Source organism: Vreelandella neptunia, from assembly GCF_034479615.1.
Taxonomy (GTDB): domain Bacteria; phylum Pseudomonadota; class Gammaproteobacteria; order Pseudomonadales; family Halomonadaceae; genus Vreelandella; species Vreelandella neptunia.
In genome coordinates this window covers 3,527,472-3,548,938 of sequence record NZ_CP140255.1, presented here as the reverse complement: position 1 = coordinate 3,548,938, position 21,467 = coordinate 3,527,472, and the positions used below count along the sequence as shown (strand labels likewise).

The 21,467-nt window shown below is 53.0% G+C and carries 17 protein-coding genes; 11 read left to right on the top strand and 6 right to left on the bottom strand.

Going from position 1 to position 21,467, the window contains the following annotated elements; genetic code table 11:
* The first annotated feature begins 223 nt into the window (after positions 1 to 223).
* The 3 genes from SR894_RS16520 (at position 224) to SR894_RS16510 (ending at position 2,925) form a co-directional block, all read left to right on the top strand.
* Positions 224 to 337 carry an LPXTG cell wall anchor domain-containing protein gene (locus tag SR894_RS16520; RefSeq protein WP_223289241.1) on the top strand — a complete coding sequence of 38 codons (114 nt, stop codon included), beginning with the start codon at positions 224 to 226 and terminating at the stop codon, positions 335 to 337.
* A 334-nt stretch (positions 338 to 671) separates the two neighbouring features.
* Entirely contained in the window at positions 672 to 1,187 is a 516-nt protein-coding gene (locus tag SR894_RS16515) for a hypothetical protein (protein ID WP_223289242.1), read from the top strand.
* Between the two features lie 793 nt (positions 1,188 to 1,980).
* Entirely contained in the window at positions 1,981 to 2,925 is a 945-nt protein-coding gene (locus SR894_RS16510) for an IS5 family transposase (RefSeq protein WP_153844212.1), read from the top strand.
* Between the two features lie 412 nt (positions 2,926 to 3,337).
* Here the strand turns inward: SR894_RS16510 and SR894_RS16505 are convergent, their stop codons facing one another.
* The 4 genes from SR894_RS16505 to SR894_RS16490 form a co-directional block, all read right to left on the bottom strand.
* Positions 3,338 to 3,763: an antitoxin Xre/MbcA/ParS toxin-binding domain-containing protein gene (locus SR894_RS16505; protein WP_223288127.1), complete on the bottom strand. Its 426-nt coding sequence runs from the start codon at positions 3,761 to 3,763 to the stop codon at positions 3,338 to 3,340.
* Between the two features lie 406 nt (positions 3,764 to 4,169).
* Positions 4,170 to 4,379, bottom strand: a complete 210-nt coding sequence (locus SR894_RS16500) for a type II toxin-antitoxin system VapB family antitoxin (RefSeq protein WP_223288126.1) — start codon at positions 4,377 to 4,379, stop codon at positions 4,170 to 4,172.
* Between the two features lie 73 nt (positions 4,380 to 4,452).
* Entirely contained in the window at positions 4,453 to 5,865 is a 1,413-nt protein-coding gene (locus tag SR894_RS16495) for an integrase family protein (protein ID WP_223288125.1), read from the bottom strand.
* Between the two features lie 444 nt (positions 5,866 to 6,309).
* The gene (locus tag SR894_RS16490) at positions 6,310 to 6,696 is read right to left on the bottom strand and encodes an META domain-containing protein (protein ID WP_166650393.1); all 387 of its coding nucleotides are present in this window, start codon (positions 6,694 to 6,696) and stop codon (positions 6,310 to 6,312) included.
* Positions 6,697 to 7,053: 357 nt separating this feature from the next.
* On the opposite strand from SR894_RS16490, the gene thpD reads away from it, so the two are divergent.
* Together thpD and SR894_RS16480 are read left to right on the top strand one after the other, a co-directional pair.
* Positions 7,054 to 8,073 (top strand): ectoine hydroxylase, encoded by a 1,020-nt coding sequence (gene thpD / locus SR894_RS16485; protein ID WP_133732056.1) that lies wholly within the window; start codon positions 7,054 to 7,056, stop codon positions 8,071 to 8,073.
* Between the two features lie 118 nt (positions 8,074 to 8,191).
* Positions 8,192 to 8,857, top strand: a complete 666-nt coding sequence (locus SR894_RS16480; RefSeq protein WP_133732057.1) for a fumarylacetoacetate hydrolase family protein — start codon at positions 8,192 to 8,194, stop codon at positions 8,855 to 8,857.
* A gap of 168 nt (positions 8,858 to 9,025) precedes the next feature.
* Here SR894_RS16480 and speA read toward each other — a convergent pair whose 3' ends face one another.
* Both speA and SR894_RS16470 read right to left on the bottom strand, forming a co-directional pair.
* Positions 9,026 to 10,942, bottom strand: coding sequence for a biosynthetic arginine decarboxylase (gene speA, locus SR894_RS16475; RefSeq protein WP_133732058.1), 1,917 nt, complete (start codon positions 10,940 to 10,942; stop codon positions 9,026 to 9,028).
* A complete protein-coding gene (locus SR894_RS16470) occupies positions 10,939 to 11,898 on the bottom strand; it encodes a homoserine kinase (RefSeq protein ID WP_133732059.1) in 960 nt (319 codons plus the stop codon). The genes speA and SR894_RS16470 overlap by 4 nt, the downstream gene beginning before the upstream one ends.
* A gap of 179 nt (positions 11,899 to 12,077) precedes the next feature.
* On the opposite strand from SR894_RS16470, the gene polA reads away from it, so the two are divergent.
* The 6 genes from polA (at position 12,078) to cydC (ending at position 21,407) form a co-directional block, all read left to right on the top strand.
* On the top strand, positions 12,078 to 14,867 hold the full coding sequence (gene polA / locus SR894_RS16465; RefSeq protein WP_223288124.1) for a DNA polymerase I: 2,790 nt from the start codon (positions 12,078 to 12,080) through the stop codon (positions 14,865 to 14,867).
* A 259-nt stretch (positions 14,868 to 15,126) separates the two neighbouring features.
* Positions 15,127 to 16,698, top strand: coding sequence for a cytochrome ubiquinol oxidase subunit I (locus SR894_RS16460; protein WP_133732061.1), 1,572 nt, complete (start codon positions 15,127 to 15,129; stop codon positions 16,696 to 16,698).
* Positions 16,695 to 17,837: a cytochrome d ubiquinol oxidase subunit II gene (gene cydB, locus SR894_RS16455; RefSeq protein WP_290277407.1), complete on the top strand. Its 1,143-nt coding sequence runs from the start codon at positions 16,695 to 16,697 to the stop codon at positions 17,835 to 17,837. The genes SR894_RS16460 and cydB overlap by 4 nt, the downstream gene beginning before the upstream one ends.
* A 12-nt stretch (positions 17,838 to 17,849) precedes the next feature.
* Entirely contained in the window at positions 17,850 to 17,969 is a 120-nt protein-coding gene (cydX, locus tag SR894_RS16450; protein ID WP_053856982.1) for a cytochrome bd-I oxidase subunit CydX, read from the top strand.
* Entirely contained in the window at positions 17,953 to 19,668 is a 1,716-nt protein-coding gene (cydD, locus tag SR894_RS16445; RefSeq protein ID WP_227405788.1) for a thiol reductant ABC exporter subunit CydD, read from the top strand. Before cydX ends, cydD begins: the two co-directional genes overlap by 17 nt.
* Positions 19,656 to 21,407 carry a thiol reductant ABC exporter subunit CydC gene (gene cydC, locus SR894_RS16440; protein WP_223288121.1) on the top strand — a complete coding sequence of 584 codons (1,752 nt, stop codon included), beginning with the start codon at positions 19,656 to 19,658 and terminating at the stop codon, positions 21,405 to 21,407. Before cydD ends, cydC begins: the two co-directional genes overlap by 13 nt.
* Positions 21,408 to 21,467 lie beyond the last annotated feature (60 nt).

Sequence of the window (21,467 nt, the reverse complement as noted above, 5' to 3'; positions counted from 1 at the left end):
TGCATCATAACAATTCAAAGAGCTAAATTATAAAGCGCAATGTTGTGTGGTGCTAATTAAAAAGTAAAAGTGGGGGTAGGTAATGTTTTTAGTTTGTATTAGAGGATTGGTGAGGGGGGGTGGTAAGCTAAAATGATATTGTATTTTTTTATAATTTTTATAGTCAGGAAGGTGTTTTATACTATAATATTATTGTACCATTAAATTTAATAAGGTGAAATTTATGAGCGAGTTATTACAGTTTTTAATTGGCGTTTCACCAATTTTGATCATTATGTTTGGGACGCTAATTGCAGCGGGGTATGTTCTTCGGCGTCGAAAAAATGAAAAAAAATAACTGATGTGATCTGTTTAGGTGATATCAATATAGCCAAGATAAGATAAATTGATTTATTGTGAATAATGAAGTTTAAATCTTCCTGTTTACTGTTGTAGGTTAATTTTAGGCTTGGGCTTCGATAAAGCCTGCTGTCTGACTCTGACAGTGAATTAATGAGTACTCTAAGCTGAATTATATTTTGATAATTATTTACAAAAGTGCTTGTTTGAAAATTCTTTTCATACCAGATTAAAGCGCTAAGTGCCTTATCGTACAGGGAGGGGTTGCTAGGTTTTTTTCGCAAAGAACGGTCACAAACAAACCGTAACAGAAGCAGGAGTGTAGCGACCAAGTGGACTTTTTAGCCGCGATTGATCTTCCTTTGATAACTTTCATTGATGTTGAAGCGTCCGGGCTTGGGCCCAGCAGCTATCCAATAGAGCTTGGGTGGGCCGACACATTAGGTAACAGTGAAGGCTTTCTTATTTGCCCCCTTGATGAGTGGTCGCATTGGGATCATGTTGCAGAGTCTATACACGGGATCGCTCGTGATGAATTGTTCGAGCGAGGGTTAAATGTCGTTGATGCTGCGGAAAAGCTGAATGACATGCTCGGCTTTGAAACAGTGTTTTGTGATGCTTTGGATTCAGATTTTTTCTGGATTAGCAGGCTCTTCGATGCCGCAAACATAGAGCCTTCGTTCCAATTAGCTGATTTTCATCAGCTGCATAAATTGCTCAGCAAACAGCACATATTGTCGCTTCAACACGTACTTAAAGACCTACCTATACCTCACCGCGCGCAGGCTGATGCTGAGCGTTACGTTAAAGCAATCGTCGCGGGTTACCAGAATTATGGCGCTTGCTAATACAAGCCGTGGTTCTTGTATTCTGGATTTCCTGGCACACTTTTTAAACAGCTTAAGGTTCCCTCACTCACCGCATTATTGTTGGGCGTGCCTAATACAGCAAGTTGGCAACTGCGAATGCTATTCTGCTTTAAAAGTTAAACTAATCCCATTGTACGTTTATTGACGATGGCACATCGATCCAGTGTTCGATTAAACCAAACGGCCTATGATTAACGAGGGTCATACGTCATCGCGGCTTCCCGAGATTAACTCCGCGACAGTGTCATACTCACCTCTGTAGGCGAAAACGAACCTGTGGCGCTCTGTGAGATACCCTGTATACACTTGGAGAGCTACTCCCTCTGTGCGAAGCCCATGCACCTGAGAGAAAGAGGTCATAAAATGGCAGCGTATGAAGCGAACCAACCGTGAGCTTTATGGCCCTTTTTATTGTCAGGACTGCTGTTGTAAGCCCACAAGAACATTAGAAAAGTTGAGCGAGGTAAGAGTTGAGACAAGACGGCGCGCGAATAAAACGCAGTTTCTAATTTACCTGCGGCACCGACATGCCTCGGTATGCCATATTCCGCTCGTCATTTCATTGAAATAATTTTTTGGGTAGCTTCACTTCACTAGTAATTTTCGAGAGTCCGAGGGCTCGTACTTCAATCATATAATCATGCTTATATCTTAGTACCACTCATTTTAAGAGGGGCGCTTTGGACGCCAGCGTTCCTAGGGAAGCTCTGAAAAAGTCACTGCCATCAGTGATAATACGGCTATCGTCAACTGCATAGGATTCAGTGCTGCCATGGATCAAATCACCTTCTCCGAAGCCGAGTACCAGAACAAGAAGAGAAAGACTCGCCGCGAACTCTTTCTGGAGCGGATGGACAAGCTGATCCCCTGGACGCAGCTGGAGAAGAAGATAGCCCGTTATTACCCCAAGGGCGAGAGCGGGCGGCCTCCGTATCCGTTGTCTGCCATGCTCCGCGTCCATTGCATGCAGTTGTTTTACAACCTGAGCGATCCGGCCATGGAAGACGCCCTCTACGAGATCGAGTCCATGCGCCAATTCGCCGGTTTGAAACTAGACCGATTGCCGGACGAAACCACGATTCTCAAGTTTCGCCATTTTCTGGAACACCACGGCCTTGGCAAGGTGCTGTTCCAGGAAGTGAACAACCACCTAGAGAAAAATGGCCTGATGCTGCGCGAAGGGAGCATTGTCGATGCCACTATCATCTCTGCGCCTAGTTCCACCAAAAACAAAAAAGGCGAGCGCGATCCGGAAATGCACCAGACTAAAAAAGGTAGCTCTTGGCACTTTGGCATGAAAATGCATATAGGTGTCGACGATAAGCTTGGGTTGATTCACAGCATCGAGACCACGGCTGCCAATGTCCATGACATTGTGCCTGCCGATAAGCTCCTTCACGGTGAAGAGCAACGCGTCTTCGGTGATGCCGGTTACCTGGGTATTCAAAAACGCGACGAGCACAAGCACCGCAACGATATCTCTTGGTATATTGCCAAACGGCCTGGCACCCGCAAGAAGCTAGATGCCAGGCGACAGAAAGTCGAAAACATCAAAGCCAGTATCCGTGCCAAGGTGGAGCACCCCTTTCGGTACATCAAACAAGTTTTTGGTTATGGCAAGGCTCGCTATCGTGGACTGGCCAAAAACACTCAGCGCCTGCACTTGCTGGCGGCGTTCAGCAACCTGCTGATCAGTGAGAAATACCTATGGGAATAAGGCGATTGCGCTCCTTTCCCGCTCAATGAGCGGGAAAGGAGCAAAAATACACAAAGAAAGGGAGAAGAGTGTCTGAATTTTCGATTTTTTGTCGGCTCAAGTAAGCGTTGATGAATATCGGCAGTTATTCAGACCTTCCCTAGCTTGATGAGTGCATGCTCATAGTTTTCGCTTCCCTGTCTAGAAACCGCCGGAAATGGTACTGCACCGTTTCAGAATTACCATGCGAGGTATTGACCAAGAAAATGTAGTCCACTTTGCTATGGCGGCGACATGTACCGCTAATACCCTCAGACGGCGCAGTGACAGCCGCGAGTACCGGGCGAAAAAATAGAGTGGTGGCGCTAAGGTGCTCTGGGTGAATGTGAAAATCAAGAAAGCCGACGACGTAGCGACTGATTGAAAAATAAATTCAAGCGGCAAATCCGTGACGAAGTTGATCAAGAAGCGTTACAACGGACTTGTACCCCGGTGTGGTTGCAGTAGCCTCCAGCGCAGTGCGCCCTTCGAACGCTTTTCGCGGCTTATTAAGCCAAATATCTGATTTTCGTTTGTTGCGGAAAATCGATGTTGCGAAGAGTGTTGCCATAATAGCTCGATAAAGTTTGTCACCCTCGCAGGGGGTGAGAGGCTTTCCTTTATTCAATCTACGCTTGAGAGCATTTTTACTGATAATACCCAGCTCCCCAGCGTTCACGCCATATTCGGCGACCCTATCAATAGCCGACAGAGGGGCTCCCTGTCGGATCAGTACATCTAAGCTGTGATCCTCACTAGCACCGAATAGTACAGCCACTTGTCTCTCAAAATTACTTTCACAGTCGGTTGACGATGGCATGATCATTTCCCTACAGGAGTTGCTAACGGTAAAGATAGTAGATCCAGTTTGGAAAGGGCAGAGATAGGGGGCAAGCAAAAAATGGCATTATAGGTGGCTACGGGAATGGATCAATTCGTGCACGGCATGTGCTAAGGTTAATTTAAGGTCGGGGTTCGGTCGAGGCTGTGTGAAAACTGTTAAGCCGTCCAGAAGTTGATGCCCGTACGCGAAATCTGGAGAAATTTCGCAATGAAGATGACTCAAATTTAGCGAGGGAGCGCGATTTTTGATCATTTTTTGGCCGGACCGAGACTCTTCAAGCGTTTTCACACAGCCTCGGCCGATAGCTGCAATGGGAAAAAACGTACTTTGAGCGCGACGTCGACCCTCGTTTCTAAAATAATAAGTATGTAAGACAACACTTTCATTCCTTTGGAGGTTCCCCACGACGTTGTGGAATATCCGACATCGATGGTGCATTACCGCCTAATTCAGCAAGACGGCGCGCTGCTTTTACTCGCACATAGGTTTGCAACGCAGCTTGAACAATGTCTGATGGTTTATCTAAGCCTGGTTCGGCAAACTCTAGTGCCTGTGCATATAAGTCATCATCAACTTCAAAAGTGATTTTCATAGTTAGTCCATTGAATACTATGGTTATATATAGATAAACATTTATCCGTTACTGGACGCTCGCTTGTCAGCTTTTATAAGAAGTCAAACTTATAGATGTCATCCTTGTCGAGGTCTTTCCCATTCAAGATATCATTTAGTGCTTCTTCAAATGCATTAATAGTGTTCCAGTTTTTTGGCATAAAAGCGTAGGGGTTATTTCGATAGTGATCTTCTACAACACCATTTATTCCATGCGACTGAAGAATGTCAGAATCTAGGTCTGGTATTCCTTTAAATTGCATTATTTGTGCACAGGTCCTTCTTAAATCACGCGGTGTGAATTTCTCAAACTCTTCACCATCCATGACCGATAATGGTGAGTTAATCCACTTATTTACAGCGTCACTTAGGGTATTAATATCAATCGGTTTTTTGCCATTTGTAGACCAAGGGTATTTTGAACTGGGGTTGATGGAATGTGCTTCTTGCAATAATTTAATTGCTCTTTCAGTAAGAGGAACTAAATGTATACGAGGTTCAATTTTTCCCTTTCGATGTTCTGTCTTCAACACTCCTCTGCGTAAATCGTAGCTTGTCCACGGCTCTCGCGCTACCTGCATGACCCTTTGTCCACCAGTGGCGGTAAGAAAAAGTAAAAAACGCGTGACAACCGGGCCAACTGATTCGTACTTCAAGAATGAGTGCCAGAAATAATTGAGCTCCTTTGAGTTTAAAGATCTTTTTATGGCTTTTGTCTTGTGGTCTTTGGGTATTGATGAGACCGGGTTACTGTCTAAGCAATAAATTGACTTATTCTTGCGCTTAAGTGAGTGTTCATTTTTTAACCCAAACTCAAACGCTGTATGGAGATATGCCCGAACTTTTCCGGACATGCTCTTTGAGTTTCGGTCCCAAATGGGTTGTAATATCTCTATTATATCTTTTGGAGTTATTGAATTTGCTTTTTTGTTCATTATTATTTGGTGATTTTGCTTAAGCTCGTTATTTAAAACCCTTCTCAATTCCTTGATATACTCAATCCCTCTCGTTCCTTCCAGACTATCAATATAGTCTATGAATAGCTCTTCAAAGCTTGCCGTCTTGTTTTCTTCTTCAGCGGCTACTAATGCTTCTGAAAAGGCGAGTTCACGTTCACGAATTTCCCGCTCTTCAGCTTCCCTTTGCAACTCTAGATATTTCTTAACATCGCCGTGTTTAACGGCAATCGCTGACAAATCGCGTGCTTTATCGCGAATTTCTTTCAAGGTGAGACCTGATTTTTTGTCAGTGCGTTTGAATATGCCGATTTTAATTTTTGTAGATTTGCCATTCATCCGTACTCTGAAGTAAGCATCAATATCACCAGACTCGCGAGCCTCAAATATAGTGGCACCCGTCCCTCGTCCAGCTTGTGACTCTGTCGCCGTTTTGCCCTTCGGGAGCGCACGAATATCGGCATCTGTGAGTAGTCGTCTTTGAGAATTAGTATTTTTTTCCGTTTTCATTTTGCGTACCGTATGCGTGCCGTTTCTCGTGACACTATATGAGATCCAATGAGAGGAAACGGCATGGCAAATTACAAAATAAACCGAATTTGACACGTAGTATCAGTGGCTTATAATGTGGTACGCAGTTCTAGCTAACACAGTATGTGACTACATAAGTCATTAATTAGGTTGACTTGTAATCAGTAGGTCCCGGGTTCGACTCCTGGTGTCGGCACCACTAATTAGTGGTTAAAAGTTAAGCGTTAGAGAATTAGATTAAGCCGTCCGAAAGGGCGGCTTTTTCGTATCTGTAGTATCTATCCAGTATTGACGTTATCCACACCCACTACTTAGATATGCCTGTGGATAACGAGCTATCCATAATGCTTGCTTTCATCAGCATATACGTCAGATAACCAGCCAATGTTATAACCTTAAAGATAATGTTGCCTGCCCATAGTGCTAATAAAGATGCACTGCCTCGAAGGCCGCCAATGGTTCACTGTCATCGCCCAGCAGCACAAGCTTTGAGCCATCCACACTCCATGCTGTTACTTGCTTGAGTGCGGCTAGAAAATTTCGCTCAGTTTTCATTTGAGGCGCAGGGCAGGCCATTTTAGTGCTGGCGATTTGCCCAAATGCGATGCGATCGTTTGCCATCAGGTAGCTGCCCATCAGGGTATTACAGCCGGTAGCGCCGGCTAAGCGGGAAGCCTCTTGATGAAGAACCAAATGCGCTTCACGGAAATTCTCATGGGTGACGACCGGCGCTCCATCAAGCGTCACCAGCTTCCAGTAGGTGTTGATCAATGCTTCATTAGGGTGATGCGCTGTCTCGTGGGTATCCATTGTTGCTGAGGAGCACCCGGCGGTTATTAATAGCGCGCTGATAAATCCATAATTCGGTAGCCGCCTTTTCAAAGCATGATTTCCCATTTAGTTAGATAAAAAGATGAGTAACATTAGCCGCTATCATTGTGGCTTGAAGTGAGCTGTTTAGGTGACTTATTGCCTAACAAGCCACTTTTCAATTTTTTTCACGTAACCTACGTTATCAAACCAGAAATTATGCCTTGCGAGGGAATTTTAGTGGTCTAGGCTACTGCCTGCACGACGTTACAACCGTGCTCTTTGTTTATATGTACGCTAATCTTTATACGTGCAATATGTTCGATCTGAAACCTAATCATACAAGGAGTGGATTAGATGACAGTCAAAAGCACACCGCTAAATGCTGTAACCGCCCATAAGCAATATAGCGAAATGGCCGATACACCTAACGTTCATACTACTAATAGGAACGTTCGCAGTACGCAGGGTCAGCGGACACAGGGTCAGGATGCCTACCCGTCGCGCTTAGCCAGTGCTCCTGCACAAACCTGGCTGCCACGCCAAGATGCAGTGGTTAAGGGGCGTCAGCTTTCCGGCCCTTTAAGCCAGGCGCAACTTGATGAGTTTGAGCGTAAAGGGTTTCTGTTTATTCCCAACCTCATTGAAGGCGCAGAGCTTGAAGAGCTGCGCCAGGAAATGAAGGCGCTGATGAGCAACGATGAATATCTCAATCAAGACTTCAGTGTCACTGAGCCAGAGAGCCAGGAAATCCGCTCGCTGTTTGCGGTGCACTTCCTCTCTGAGCGGTTGGGAAAGCTGGCCAGCGATGAGCGTGTCGCGGGCGCCGCTCGTCAAATTATTGGCGACGACCCTTATGTGCATCAGTCGCGTATTAACTATAAGCCTGGATTTGCCGGTAAGGGTTTTAACTGGCACTCCGACTTTGAGACCTGGCACGCGGAAGATGGCATGCCTGCGATGCACGCGGTTAGCGCATCGCTGATCTTAACCGACAACCATGAGTTCAACGGCCCGTTAATGTTGATTCCCGGTTCGCACAAAAAGTTTGTGCCGTGCTTAGGGGAAACGCCTGAGGATAACCACAAAAGCTCGCTGAAAGCACAGGAAGTTGGCGTGCCAAGCCCCGAGGCACTTACCGAGCTAGTGGCTGAACACGGTATTGAAGCGCCAAAAGGCAAAGCGGGCGGTTTGCTGCTGTTTGATTGCAATACGCTGCATGCTTCTAACGCCAACCTATCGCCTGATCCGCGTAGCAACGTCTTCTTCGTGTTCAATCGCCAGGATAATCGCTGCCGGGAGCCTTATGCGGCGGCTAAACAACGGCCTGATTTCCTGGCTCATAGCCCTGATCAGCAGGCTCAGCAATATCGCTAACGTGCAGTGGGGAAACAAATTCATGGCTGAAGGGTGTGGAACCTTAGTATAGGTGGGGTAAACTGTTGCGCCTGTCGTTGCAAATGCGGCACGCATAATGAGAAGGAGAATACCCGCCATGCGTTTTGTTCCACAATTTACCGATGGCCAGGAGTTTCCCCACCCGCTGGGCAAGGTTGTCTGCATTGGCCGTAATTATGCTGACCATGCGAAAGAGTTGGATAATCCGGTTCCCACAGAGCCGCTGCTATTCATAAAGCCCTCCACCAGCGTTGTGGATCTCGCTAAACCGCTGGATCCGCCGTTTTCACTCGGTGACATGCATTTTGAAGTCGAGCTTGCGTTGTTGGTGGGTGAAACCTTAACCCACGCCACCCTGGATGAAGCCGAGCGTGCGATTGTCGGTATCGGGTTAGCGATGGATCTAACGCTACGCGATGTACAGACGAAGCTAAAAGAGAAAGGGCACCCTTGGGAAATCGCTAAAGGCTTTGATGGTGCTTGTCCGCTTTCGGCGTTTCTGCCGCTAAGCCGTGTTCCTAACTGGAATGCACTAGCATTCACGCTTGAGATTGATGGTGAAGAACGTCAGCATGGTGAAGGTGCTGATATGATTTTTGCGGTACCTACGCTGGTTGCCGAAATGAGCCGCCACTTCACATTGGAGCCGGGCGATGTGATTTTGACCGGTACGCCTTCAGGGGTTGGTGAACTGGTTCGCGGTTCAAAATTACGTTTAACCCTGACCGGCGGTTTGGAAGTTGAAACCAGCGTTGTCGAGTAGCGAATTGCTAGACAGTGTGGGATCGTAAAGAAACGCCACCCCAAAAATCAGGGTGGCGTTTCTGTTTGGCATAACCCAACACTTGCTATTTAGTGTGGGCTATTCAAGACGAGCTGTTCAAGACTGAGTTTCAAGATCGGTTATTCAAGATCGGTTATTCAAGATCGGTTATTCAAGATAGGTGTAGCCTTCCAGCCCTTCGCTTAGGCTCGCTGCGAAGCGCGCTTGCTCGTCAGCAGTAAAGCCGCTTGCGGCTAGCTGGTCGGTAAGCTTCTGCTTGAGCACATTGGCATTGAAGTTGACGTAGGCAAGCACCTGGGCCACCGAGTCCCCGGCTAGCGGGTTGGATAGCGTCCACTCGCCATCTGCATTGAGCGCAGCGTCTACGGAGTCGGTGTCGCCGAACAGGTTGTGTAGGTCGCCAAGAATTTCCTGATAGGCGCCCACCAGGAAGAACCCCAGCCAGCGTTCATCCTCTGAAGCCCACTCTGGAAGCGGCAGGGTGCTCTCTACGCCTTGGCCATCGACATAGCTGTCGATGCGGCCGTCGGAGTCGCAGGTAATGTCCTGAATCACTGCCCGCCGGGTGGGCGCTTGATCCAGCCCGCTAAGGGGCAGTACCGGGAAGATCTGCTCGATACCCCAAACGTCAGGCACTGATTGAAACAGCGAGAAGTTGACGAACAGTTTATCGGCGAGCTTCTCCGCCAGCTCGTCCATAATTTCCCGATGGGCACGGTTACGGGTATCCAGCTGGGTGCGCAGTCGCGCGCAGGCGGCCATATAGACCCGCTCGCCTTCAGCGCGGGCGGTAATATCACTCAACCCCATCACAAAACGTTCCTGCAACTCGCTCACAGCTTGAAGCAGGTCGTGCCAAGCTTCGACCAACATGCGCGGTTCTTGGGCAGTGGCGAGTTGTTCGAACACACGCCAGAGTAACTCAACTTGAGTATCCTCTTGGGCGTGTCGTTCAGGCGGGGTGTCATCAATACGCTCTTCGCCAATCACGTTGGTGATCAGCACCGCATGGTGGGCGGTCAGCGCGCGGCCTGATTCGCTGATGAGATGAGGCTGGGGCAGATCCGCCTCTTGGCACAGCTGGGCAAAGGCGCTGACGACGTTACGGGCGTATTCACGCATCGAGTAGTTGGCGGAGCAGAAGCTGCGCGAGCGAGTGCCTTCGTAATCGATGCCCAGACCGCCGCCTACGTCCACGGTGTCAATGGGCGCTCCCAGCTGCATCAGGTTCTGGTAGAAGCGCGCGCACTCACGCAGCCCGCGCTGAATATCGCGAATATTGGCGATCTGGGAGCCCAGGTGGAAGTGCACCAGCTGAAGACTTTCCAGCGCCTCCTCGCGACGCAGCGTGTCTACCACCTCAAGAATTTGGCTGGCGGTGAGGCCGAACTTAGATTTCTCGCCGCCGGTATTCTGCCATTTGCCTTTACCCACCGAGGCTAGGCGGGCGCGAAGGCCAATACGCGGAGTAACATCCAGTTCTCTCGCCTCTTCCAAAATCAACTGCAGCTCGGAGAGCTTTTCGACCACCAAATAGACCTTGTGGCCGAGTTTTTCACCCAGCAGCGCAAGCCGCACATACTCGCGGTCTTTGTAGCCATTGCAGACAATCAGCGAGGAGCCGCCGTCGGAAAGCGCCAGCACGGCCAGCAGCTCCGGCTTACTGCCCGCCTCCAGCCCCACACGGCCATTGCCGCGCTCGGCGGTAGCCAGAATTTCTTCGACCACCCGGCGCTGCTGGTTCACTTTAATCGGATAAACGGCGGTGTAGCCGCCCTGGTAGTCGCAGTCGCTCATGGCGGCATCAAAAGCGCCACACAGCTGCTCCACCCGATCGTGAAGAATATCGCTAAAGCGTACCAGCACCGGCAGGCGCAGCCCGGCACTTTGCAGCTGACGAACCAAGCCGCTCAGCGGTAGTGCCGGGCCTTCGGCATCACTACCCAGCGGCCGCACCAGGGCCTGGCCTTGGTCATCCACGTCGAAGTAACCGCTACCCCATTGATCGATATTCCAGGTGCGCCGTGCGCGAAGGGCAGGGCTAGTCGTAGCCATCACACTCATGCAGAAACCTCAGGTAGCGGCAGTGCACCGTGGGCAATGCGCGCAGTTAATATGGTTCGAAAACGCTCGGGGTCGTGGGGCGTCAAATCGTGGGCCGGAGGGTCAACATAGACCACCAGCAGGCGTGACAGCCAGTAGCGCAGTGCTGTCATGCGCAGCATGGTGGGCCATAGCTCCCGTTCATCTGCCGTTAACGGCCTGCGCGCCAGGTAGGCGCTCAACAGCGTATTGTAGCGCTCAGCGTTGAGCGTGCCATCGTCATTAGAGGCCCAGTCGTTGACCACAATCGCCAGATCAAACAGAAGATCCCCAGTGCAGCCGTTATAAAAGTCGATAATACCGCCAAGCTGGTCACCCTCAAACAGGGTGTTGTCGCGAAACAGATCACCATGCAGGGCGCCTTGGGGCAATTCACCGTGTTGCATAAAGGCGCTTTCGAAATCGTCGACTTCGTCCTTCATCAACGTTTGATCCGCGGGGCTTAGGTAACTCAAAACTTTATGGTGCATCACGTGCAGCCAGTTGAGATCCCGCGGGTTGGGGCGGTGGCCGGGAAAATGTTTTGAGACCACGTGTAGGCGACCCAAAGTATCGCCTAAGGCACGGCATTGGGCTAAATTGGGCGCTTCTGGATGGCGGCCAGGCAGGCGCGGAAATAGCAGCGCCGGCTTGCCCTCCAGGCTATGCAGCGCGATCCCTTCACGATCGTGAATCGTGCCGGGCACCGGTAAACGGTGCTCGTCCAAGTAGTCCAGCAGTTCGACAAAGAACGGCAGTTCCGCGTGCTCGCCCTGTTCGAACAGGGTTAACACCAGCTCGCGGTGGTCGGTAGTCACAAAAAATGTCGAATTTTCGGTGCCGTTCGCGACTCCCTTAAGGGAAACAAAACTGCCCACATCAAATTTTTCTAAAAACGCGGCGACCTGTGCGTCGCTAAGCGGAGTAAATACAGCCATGAGAGTCTCGCCCAGGTTGCTAAGCCCATTATTGTAGCGGCTTGGTCGCTCAGTTGGCAGCGTTGTTGTGATAAGAGAGTCGAGTTTGGTTCTGCAGGCTGCCTGTGCAACGCGTATCATATGAGTCACTCTTATTGGCAATTCTTTGAAGCAATTTTATTTAACAATGGAACTTGGTTATGGCTCGCGCTCCGATCGTCCTCGTCGATGGCTCTTCCTATCTGTACCGTGCCTTTCATGCGCTGCCGCCGCTAACGACCTCCAATGGTCAGCCAACGGGCGCGGTGAAGGGCGTGTTGAACATGCTCAAGCGGCTGATTAAGGATTACCCTGAAAGCCCTATGGCCGTGGTGTTTGACGCGCCGGGCAAAACCTTCCGTGATGACCTGTACAGCGACTATAAAGCGCACCGTCCGCCGATGCCTGATGATCTGCGCAGCCAGATCGCGCCACTGCACGCCTGCGTAAAAGCGCTGGGCCTGCCGCTGCTGTGTATTGAAGGCGTCGAAGCGGACGATGTGATTGGCACCCTGGCCCATCACGCCACCCAGGCGGGCCGCGATGCAGTGATCTCCACCGGCGATAAGGATATGGCGCAACTGGTCAATGCCCATATCACCCTGGTGAATACCATGAAGGATGAAACCCTGGACGAGGCGGGCGTAGAAGAAAAATTCGGCCTGCCGCCCGCATTGATTATCGATTTTCTCGCCCTGATGGGTGACAAGGTGGATAACATTCCCGGCGTGCCCGGCGTAGGGGAAAAAACCGCTATCGGCCTGCTACAAGGCATGGGTGGTGGGCTGGAGACCATTTATGGCGATTTAGAGCGAGTAAAAACGCTCACCTTCCGGGGCGCCAAAACCCTGCCCAAGAAGCTTGAAGAGCATCGCGAGCAGGCGTTTCTCTCCTATCAGTTGGCCACCATCAAAGTCGACTGCGAGTTGCCGGTGGGCTTGGACGATTTAGATATTGCCCATCCGGATCGTGAAGCGTTGGTCACCCTGTATAAAGAGATGGAGTTCCGCCAGTGGCTGGGCGAGCTGCTGGAAGGCAAAGACGAAGGTGTGGATGACGTTAAAGGCGGCGAGCCTGCGCCTGCAAGCGCCGAGGAAGTTAGTAGCGAATCCGAGAATGCGAGCACTTTTGTGCAAGCCTCTGTCCGTGAAGATCAGGTCATTCTCGAACAGGCAGACTTCGAGCGCTGGCTGGATCGACTGCAAAACGCCGAGCGCTTCTGCTTTGATCTGGAAACCACCAGCCTTAATTACATGGACGCAGAAATCGTCGGGGTTGGCTTTTCGCTGGAAGCGAGGGAGGCGGCTTATATTCCGCTTGCCCACGACTACCTGGATGCACCTAAGCAGCTTGACCGCAAAACGGTGCTGGCGGCGCTAAAACCGCTGCTGGAAGACCCGACAAAAACCAAGATTGGCCAAAACCTCAAGTACGACATTTCCGTGCTGGCCAACTATGCGATTTCCGTGGCAGGCCCTTTTGCTGACACCATGCTGGCCTCCTATGTGCTCAACTCCACCGCCACCCGGCACGATATGGATTCGCTGGCGCTCAAGTATCTGGGTGAAAAGACCATCTCCTTTGAAGAGATTGCCGGTAAGGGCGCCAAGCAGTTGACCTTTAACCAGATCGCCCTGGAACAAGCGGCGCCTTATGCCTGCGAAGATGTTGATATTACCCTGCGGCTGCAGCAAACGTTGCGTCCCCAGGTCGAAAGCGAAGGGCGCCTGGCCGAAGTGTTAGACAATATCGAGCTACCGCTGATCAAGGTGCTCTCGCGCATTGAACGCAACGGGGTAGCGGTAGATGCCGAGCTACTGCACAAACAGAGCCAACAGTTAGAGCAGCGCATTGGCGAATTAGAACGCGAGGCGTTTGAGCTGGCCGGGCGCGAATTTAATCTCGGCTCGCCCAAGCAGTTGGGGCAAATTCTGTTTGAAGAGCAGAAAATCCCGGTGCTCAAGAAAACGCCCAAAGGCGCACCCTCCACCGCCGAAGGCGTTCTGGAGGAACTGGCGCTGGATTACCCGCTGCCCAAGGTTATTATGCAGCATCGGGGGCTGGCCAAACTGAAGTCCACCTACACCGATAAGCTACCCCGCTTGCTCAATAAAGCCACTGGTCGGGTACACACCAGCTACCATCAAGCGGTCACCGCGACCGGGCGGCTGTCGTCGTCGGATCCCAATTTACAGAACATCCCCATCCGTACCGAAGAGGGACGCAAAATTCGTCAGGCGTTTATTGCCCGCCCCGGCTACCGTATTGTCGCCGCCGATTACTCGCAAATTGAGCTGCGCATTATGGCGCATTTATCTGAAGATAAAGGGCTGTTGGAAGCGTTTGCCGAAGGGCGTGATATTCACACCGCCACGGCGGCGGAAGTCTTCGGCACCTCCCTTGAAAAGGTCTCTGGCGATCAGCGCCGCAGCGCCAAGGCGATCAACTTTGGTTTGATCTATGGCATGAGTGCCTGGGGGCTGTCCCGCCAGTTTCATATCGAGCGCAACCAGGCGCAAACCTATATTGATCGCTACTTTGACCGCTATCCCGGCGTGGCCCGCTATATGGAGCGTATTCGCTCTCAAGCGGCGGAGGATGGTTTTGTCGAAACCGTGCTGGGGCGGCGGCTTTATCTACCGGAAATTCAGTCGCAAAACCGTAACCGCCGCCAAGGCGCCGAGCGCACTGCGATTAACGCGCCGATGCAGGGCACTGCCGCCGACATTATCAAGCAGGCGATGATCGACGTGGATGCATGGCTCGCGGAAGGCGAGTTCGATGCGCTGATGGTCATGCAGGTGCACGATGAGCTTGTGTTTGAGGTAGCCGAGAAGCAGGTCGAGGCGTTTATCGAGCAGGTGCAAAAGCGCATGCAGGGCGCGGCTGAACTGAAAGTGCCGCTAATTGTGGAAGCCGAGAGTGGCGCCAATTGGGATGAGGCGCACTAGCAGCCTGTCGGACTTAACACTGATCTACTGCGAATCCGTGCATCTCGCGACGATCGGTCAAGCCCGACAGGCTGCTAGGTTGGCTTGGAGGGCATTTTGTCGCAACCGTGGAGTGCATGGATAAGGAGTTGATCAAGGTCAAATTTTTGGCTCAGGTGGAGGAATAAGCTTATATCCATCGCTTTGCCTGGGTGAGTTCCAACTTGCGGCTTCCCGGTGGAGCGAGGGGTGTATTTACGCTATCCATCGGGAGTCACTCATGGACATTGTTGAATTATCCAGGTTGCAGTTCGCCTTTACGGCGATGGTGCATTTCCTGTTTGTACCCTTAACGCTAGGGCTGTCGATACTGCTGGCGATCATGGAGTCGGTCTATGTGATGACCGGTAAGACCATTTATCGTCAGATGACAAAGTTCTGGGGCAAGCTATTTGGTATTAACTTTGCGCTGGGGGTAACCACCGGCATCGCCATGGAGTTCCAGTTCGGAACCAACTGGTCGTACTACTCTCACTATGTCGGCGATATTTTCGGTGCGCCTCTGGCAATAGAAGCCTTGATGGCGTTCTTCCTTGAATCGACGCTGGTCGGGCTATTCTTCTTTGGCTGGGATCGGCTGTCGAAAGAGAAGCATCTAGCGGTTACCTGGCTCATGGCGTTGGCAACCAATATGTCAGCCTTATGGATTCTGGTGGCTAATGGCTGGATGCAGCATCCTGTCGGCTCTGAGCTTAACCTTGCCACCATGCGCATGGAGCTGGTCAGCTTTGCGGAAGTGCTGCTCAATCCCGTCGCCCAAGTCAAATTTGTGCATACCGTGTCAGCGGGGTACGTCACCGGCGCGGTGTTTGTGCTAGCGATTTCAAGCTGGTACTTGCTCAAGGGCCGCGAGGTTGCCTTTGCTCGACGCAGCTTCGCTATTGCGTCTGCCTTCGGGTTGGCCAGCGTGCTATCGGTCATTGTACTGGGCGATGAGTCCGGCTATGAGCTGGGGGACGTGCAGAAGGTCAAGCTGGCCGCCATTGAGGCTGAATGGCAAACCCATCCCGCGCCGGCTGCCTTCACACTCTTTGGGCTCCCCAGCGAGTCGAAACAGCACACCGACTTTGCCATCCGCATACCTGGCGTGATGGGTTTGATCGCCACGCGCTCGCTGGATACCGAAGTGATGGGCATTCGCGAGCTTAAAGAGGAGCACCGCGAACGCATCGTCAACGGCCAGGAAGCCTACGCTCTCATGCAGCGCCTGCGCAGTGGTGAGGAGCGCGATGGGGATCAGGCCCGGTTCGAAGCAGTGCGCAGCGATCTAGGCTATGGGCTACTGCTTAGCGCCTATAGCGACGATGTAGCCAATGCGACCACAGCCGAAATTAACCAAGCCGTAGAGGCGTCGATCCCCAAGGTTTGGCCGCTTTTCTGGTCTTTTCGGGCCATGGTCGCCGCGGGTTTTAGCATGCTGGTACTGTTTGCACTGGCCTTCTGGCATAGCGTACGTCGTCAGCCAGAGAAGTCCCCGTGGCTACTTCGCTTTGCGCTGTTCAGCCTACCGCTACCCTGGATTGCCTCTGAAGCAGGCTGGTTCGTGGCTGAATATGGACGCCAGCCCTGGGCCATCGGCGAGATCCTACCGGTGCACCTAGCTATTTCCAGCCTAACGGCCGAACAGGTGCTCACTACTCTGATTGCCATCGGCATCCTCTACACCACCTTCGTCATTATCGAAATGTGGTTGATGCAGCACTTTGCCCGCAAGGGCCCCTCCGGCAGCGGTTACCTGGATGAGGAAACCGACGCTGACTATCCACTCCCAACCCCCACACGGGAGGCATGATGATGGATTACGAAACACTTAGGTTTGTCTGGTGGGTGCTGATTGGCGTGCTGTTGATAGGCTTTGCGGTCACCGATGGGTTTGATATGGGCGTTGCCACCTTGCTCAAAATAGTCGGGCATGGCGACGAGGAGCGCCGGGTGATGATCAACTCCATGGCGCCTCATTGGGATGGCAATCAGGTCTGGCTGGTCACTGCTGGGGGCGCACTGTTTGCCGCCTGGCCGCCGGTTTACGCGGCAGCTTTCAACGGCTTCTATTTCGCCTTGATGCTGACGCTGTTTGCGCTGTTCCTGCGTCCCCTAGCGTTCGATTATCGCTCCAAGCTGGAAAACTCCACCTGGCGCAGTCGCTGGGACTGGGGGTTGACGATCGGCTCCGCCGTTCCTGCACTGATCTTTGGTGTTGCCTTTGGCAACCTTCTTCAGGGTGTGCCCTTCCAGTTCGATGACTATCTGCGCTTGGAGTATCAGGGTGGTTTGCTAGGCCTATTGAACCCCTTTGCACTATTGGCCGGGCTTTTGAGTCTGTTGATGTTCGTCACCCACGGAGCAGCTTGGCTGCAGCTTAAAACCGAGGGCGAACTGCGCAGCCGTAGTGCGGCCATCGGCAGCCTGACAGCGCTGGTATGCGCGGCACTGTTCGTGCTGGGTGGTGTGTGGCTGCTCCTGGGCATTGATGGCTACCAAGTGACTAGCGTCATCGACACCCAGGGGTACAACGATACCACCGGTAAAATCGTGGCGGTGCGTGCTGGCGGCTGGATGACCAACTACAGCCGCTTCCCGCTGTTGTGGTTACTGCCAGTACTGGGCGTACTGGGTTTTGTGCTCTGCGCGCTGACCATGAAGCTGGGTCGCCATGCGCTGGCATTTACCAGTTCGGCTGTCGCCATGGCGATGGTGGTGGTCACAACGGGCGTGACGATGTTTCCCTTCGTGATGCCGTCGTCGCTGAACCCCAATCATAGCCTGACCATGTGGGATGCCACGGCGAGTGAGCTGACGCTCAAAATCATGTTCGTGGTGGTGTGTATCTTCGTGCCGTTGATATTGCTTTATACCGCCTGGAGTTACTGGGTCATGCGCGGTCGTCTGAATGAGCAGTTTATTCGTGATAACGACAAAGCGCTTTACTGAGGAGGGGATCGTATGTGGTATTTCGCTTGGATTTTGGGTGTCACGCTGGCCGCTGCCGTCAGTATTCTTAACGCCATGTGGCTTGAAGTGAATGGCTATGAAGGCGAATCCGAGCATGAGCGGAGCGACTGAAGCCACTGACCCAGCGCAGCGACTGAAGCGATGCCTAGCCCCGCAATGCTGGTGGTTGCGGGGTGCCACGCTGCTGGCAATGATCGGCGTGGTGCTGCTGATTGCTCAGAGTTGGCTGTTGGCCACGCTTTTCCACCATTGGTTACTGCTTTGGCAGGGTAGGGAGTCGACGGGCCATCCGACGGCTTGGCTAGCAGGTCTGGTCATTTGCATCGTGCTACGCCCCTTTCTCCACGCTGGCCGGGAATGGCTGTCTCGTCAGGCCAGTCTGCGTGCCCGTGACGCCTTACGCAGCCAGTTATTAACGCAGCTTGGCCACCTTGGGCCGGTTAGACGTCAGTTTGGCAGTGATGGCGCCTTGGCCACCCAGATGCTGGAGCAGGTGGATGCCTTGGACGGCTACATTAGCCGCTATCGGGTACAGAGCTTGCTGGCGGTGCTAGTGCCCTGCCTGATAGCGGCAGTGGTAGCGCTTTATAGCCCGTTGGCCGCGGGATTGATGCTGATGACCGCGCCATTGGTGCCGCTGTTTATGATCCTGGTGGGGCGTGCTGCTGCGGGGGCCAGTCAGCAGCAGTTCGTCGCCTTGGCGCGTATGGGGGGCCGCTTCCTCGACCTGGTTCGTGGGATGGCGACGCTGCAGCGTCTGGGAGCAACTGACCAAGCAGAGGCCAAGGTCGCCCAGGCAAGTGACGCCTACCGTGTGCGTACCATGCGGGTACTTAGACTCGCCTTTCTATCCAGCGCGGTGCTGGAGTTTTTTGCTGCCTTGGCGATTGCCCTGGTGGCGCTCTACCTTGGCTTGGGGCTACTTGGCCTGTTGCCCTGGGCGAAAGCAGAAGTGCCGGTGCCGTATCAGGGGGCGCTGTTTATTTTACTGCTGGCACCCGAGTTCTACGCGCCGCTGCGCCAATTGGGCAGCGATTATCATGCTCGTGCTGAGGCCGTCGGTGCCATGCAGGTGTTGACGCCGCTGCTGGATGCTAACACTTGGCAACCCCAAGGGGCGCCGCTATTTCCGGTAGTGGACAGCGCTGAGCCCCTGGCCTTGGCATGTTGCGAACTGAGTGTTAGCGGTGAGGGCGGGCGCCTGCGTCTGGCCCCACTTAACCTGACGCTGGCCGCGGGCGAACGGCTGCTAGTGCAGGGGGAAAGCGGGGTGGGCAAATCGAGCCTGTTGCAAGCCCTGCTGGGATTTACCGCCTACCAGGGCAACCTGAAGGCGAATGGTCGCGAGCTTTCCCAGTGGTCTCGCATCGCTTGGCAAGGCCAGCTTGGCTACCTGAGTCAGCAACCGCCGATACAGTCTGGCAGCGTTGGGGAAAACCTACGCCTGGCGGGCCCGGATAAAACAGATGAAGAGCTTGTTGAGGTTCTGACCCTGGTCGGGCTCTGGCCGATTTTACAGCGCGGTAATGGGCTTGCCACGCAGTTGGGCGAGCGCGGACAGGGGCTCTCCGGTGGCCAGCTACAACGTTTGGGATTGGCGCAGTTGCTACTTCGCGATGCTGCGCTATGGCTCTTCGATGAGCCCACGGCGCATCTCGATCCAGATGCCGCTTGGCAACTCAATACATTGATCGGAAAGCTTAGCCGCGGGCGTAGTGTGATCATCGTCAGTCACGAGTCGGCGGGGTTGGAGTGGGTTGACCGCGCAATAGAGCTGACATCAAGAGAGGCCATGGCATGCTGCGGCTAAACAAGACACCTTCTGCGGAACAGCCTGCCACCATCCGGCTGCGTGATTTGATGCTGCTTCGGCGTGGCGGCTGGTCGCTGGCGTTCTTGCTAGGCGCCGCTACGCTGCTGGCTGTGATTGGCTTGCTGGCTATCTCGGGTTGGTTTATTACCGCGGCTGCAGTTGCCGGTACGATGACGGCGACCGCCTTCGGTTTCGACTATTTTCGCCCTGCAGCGCTGATTCGGCTGTGTGCCATCGTTCGCACGGCCGGGCGCTATGGTGAGCGCCTAGCCTCACATGATGCCGCGCTGGGATTGCTCAAGGATCTGCGCTGTCGATTTTTTGTGGCATTGGGGCAAAAACCGTTGCAGGTGGATTCCCACTCATCCCTCACTTCCTGTCACACCACGGCCAGCACCATGCATCGGCTGGTCACCGATATTGACCAGCTGGATCAGGTTGTATTGCGGGCGCTACTACCCTGGGGGTGGGCCGGGCTAATGGCGATGGTCGTTATGGCAGGCCTTTACTGGCTAAGTGACCCACTGTTATGGGCCGCGATGCCGGGGTTGCTGGTGGCTTGGCTGGGATTGCCGCTGCTGGCGTTATGGCGCGGTATTGGTCAGGCCCGGCAGAGTGCCGAGTTTGCCGAGCGCCGCCGCATGGCGCTGATCGAACCTTTGCCGTCGATTACCTCACTGGTGCTGTGGGGACGATGGGCGGAGATGGCGCAAAGAGTGAAGTATTGTGATGCTGCCTACCTGGCGCATCAGGAACGCCAATTACTGCTTGCCAGCCTGACCACGGCGTTGCAGCAGGTGGCGCTGGGGATGAGCATTGTTGGCGTGCTATGGCAGGCAGAGGCGCTGTTAGCGGCCAGTTTGTTGACGGTGCCAATGCTGTTGGCGGCGATTTTAGCGATCCTGGCATTAGGGGAAATACTGGCACCGCTGACAGCTAGTTTTCTTGCTTTGGGCGCGAGCCTTGCCGCCCGGGATCGTCTCAATGCTTTGACGGAAACAGCGCCAAAGACGCAAACCGCTACTCAAGGGTCGCAAACCACACCGCTCACCTGGCAGCTAAATATCAGCCAACTAACAGCGCGCCTGCCCGGCGCACTGGTGGGGCCGCAGCGTATAAGCCTAGCATTAACGAGCGGGGAAATACTCTGTTTGCATGGCCCCTCTGGGTGTGGGAAATCGACTCTTTTACAGGTATTGGCCGGTGAGTTGCTGCCGCAGTCCGGGGAGTGTTGGCTTAACGGCTACCCCATTGAGCAGTGGTCGATGAACAATACCGTCGGCTATCTGCCTCAACAGTGGGATTTGTTCGACATGAGTTTGGCCGAAAACCTACGCCTTGGAGACCGCAATGCCAGTGATAGAAAGCTATGGAGCGTGCTTGATGATCTAGCGCTGGGCTCCTGGGCGCGAGGGTTACCCCTGGGGCTGGAGACGCCTTTGGGTGAGTATGGCGCAGCCGTCTCCGGTGGGCAGGCGCGACGTATTGCCCTGGGGCGCGTGCTGCTGGCGCAAAGGCCCATTCTGCTGCTTGATGAACCGTTAGCCGGGCTTGATGCGGTAACTCGGCGTCATGTCGTCACTAGCCTTGTGCGCCGTGTTCAGCATGGGATTCTGGTTATTTCTAGCCACGTACCATTAGAGCTGCCTGAAAGTCAGGTGCGTACCCTCTATATGCAGGAAGATGGTCGTCTCCAAAGCTTGCCGCCAGTGCCAGCATGTTTAGGCGCGTTATAACGCAAAACACCCGCAGATGCGGGTGTTTCTAGCCTCTACTTAGGCGATTTTGGTCTAGCG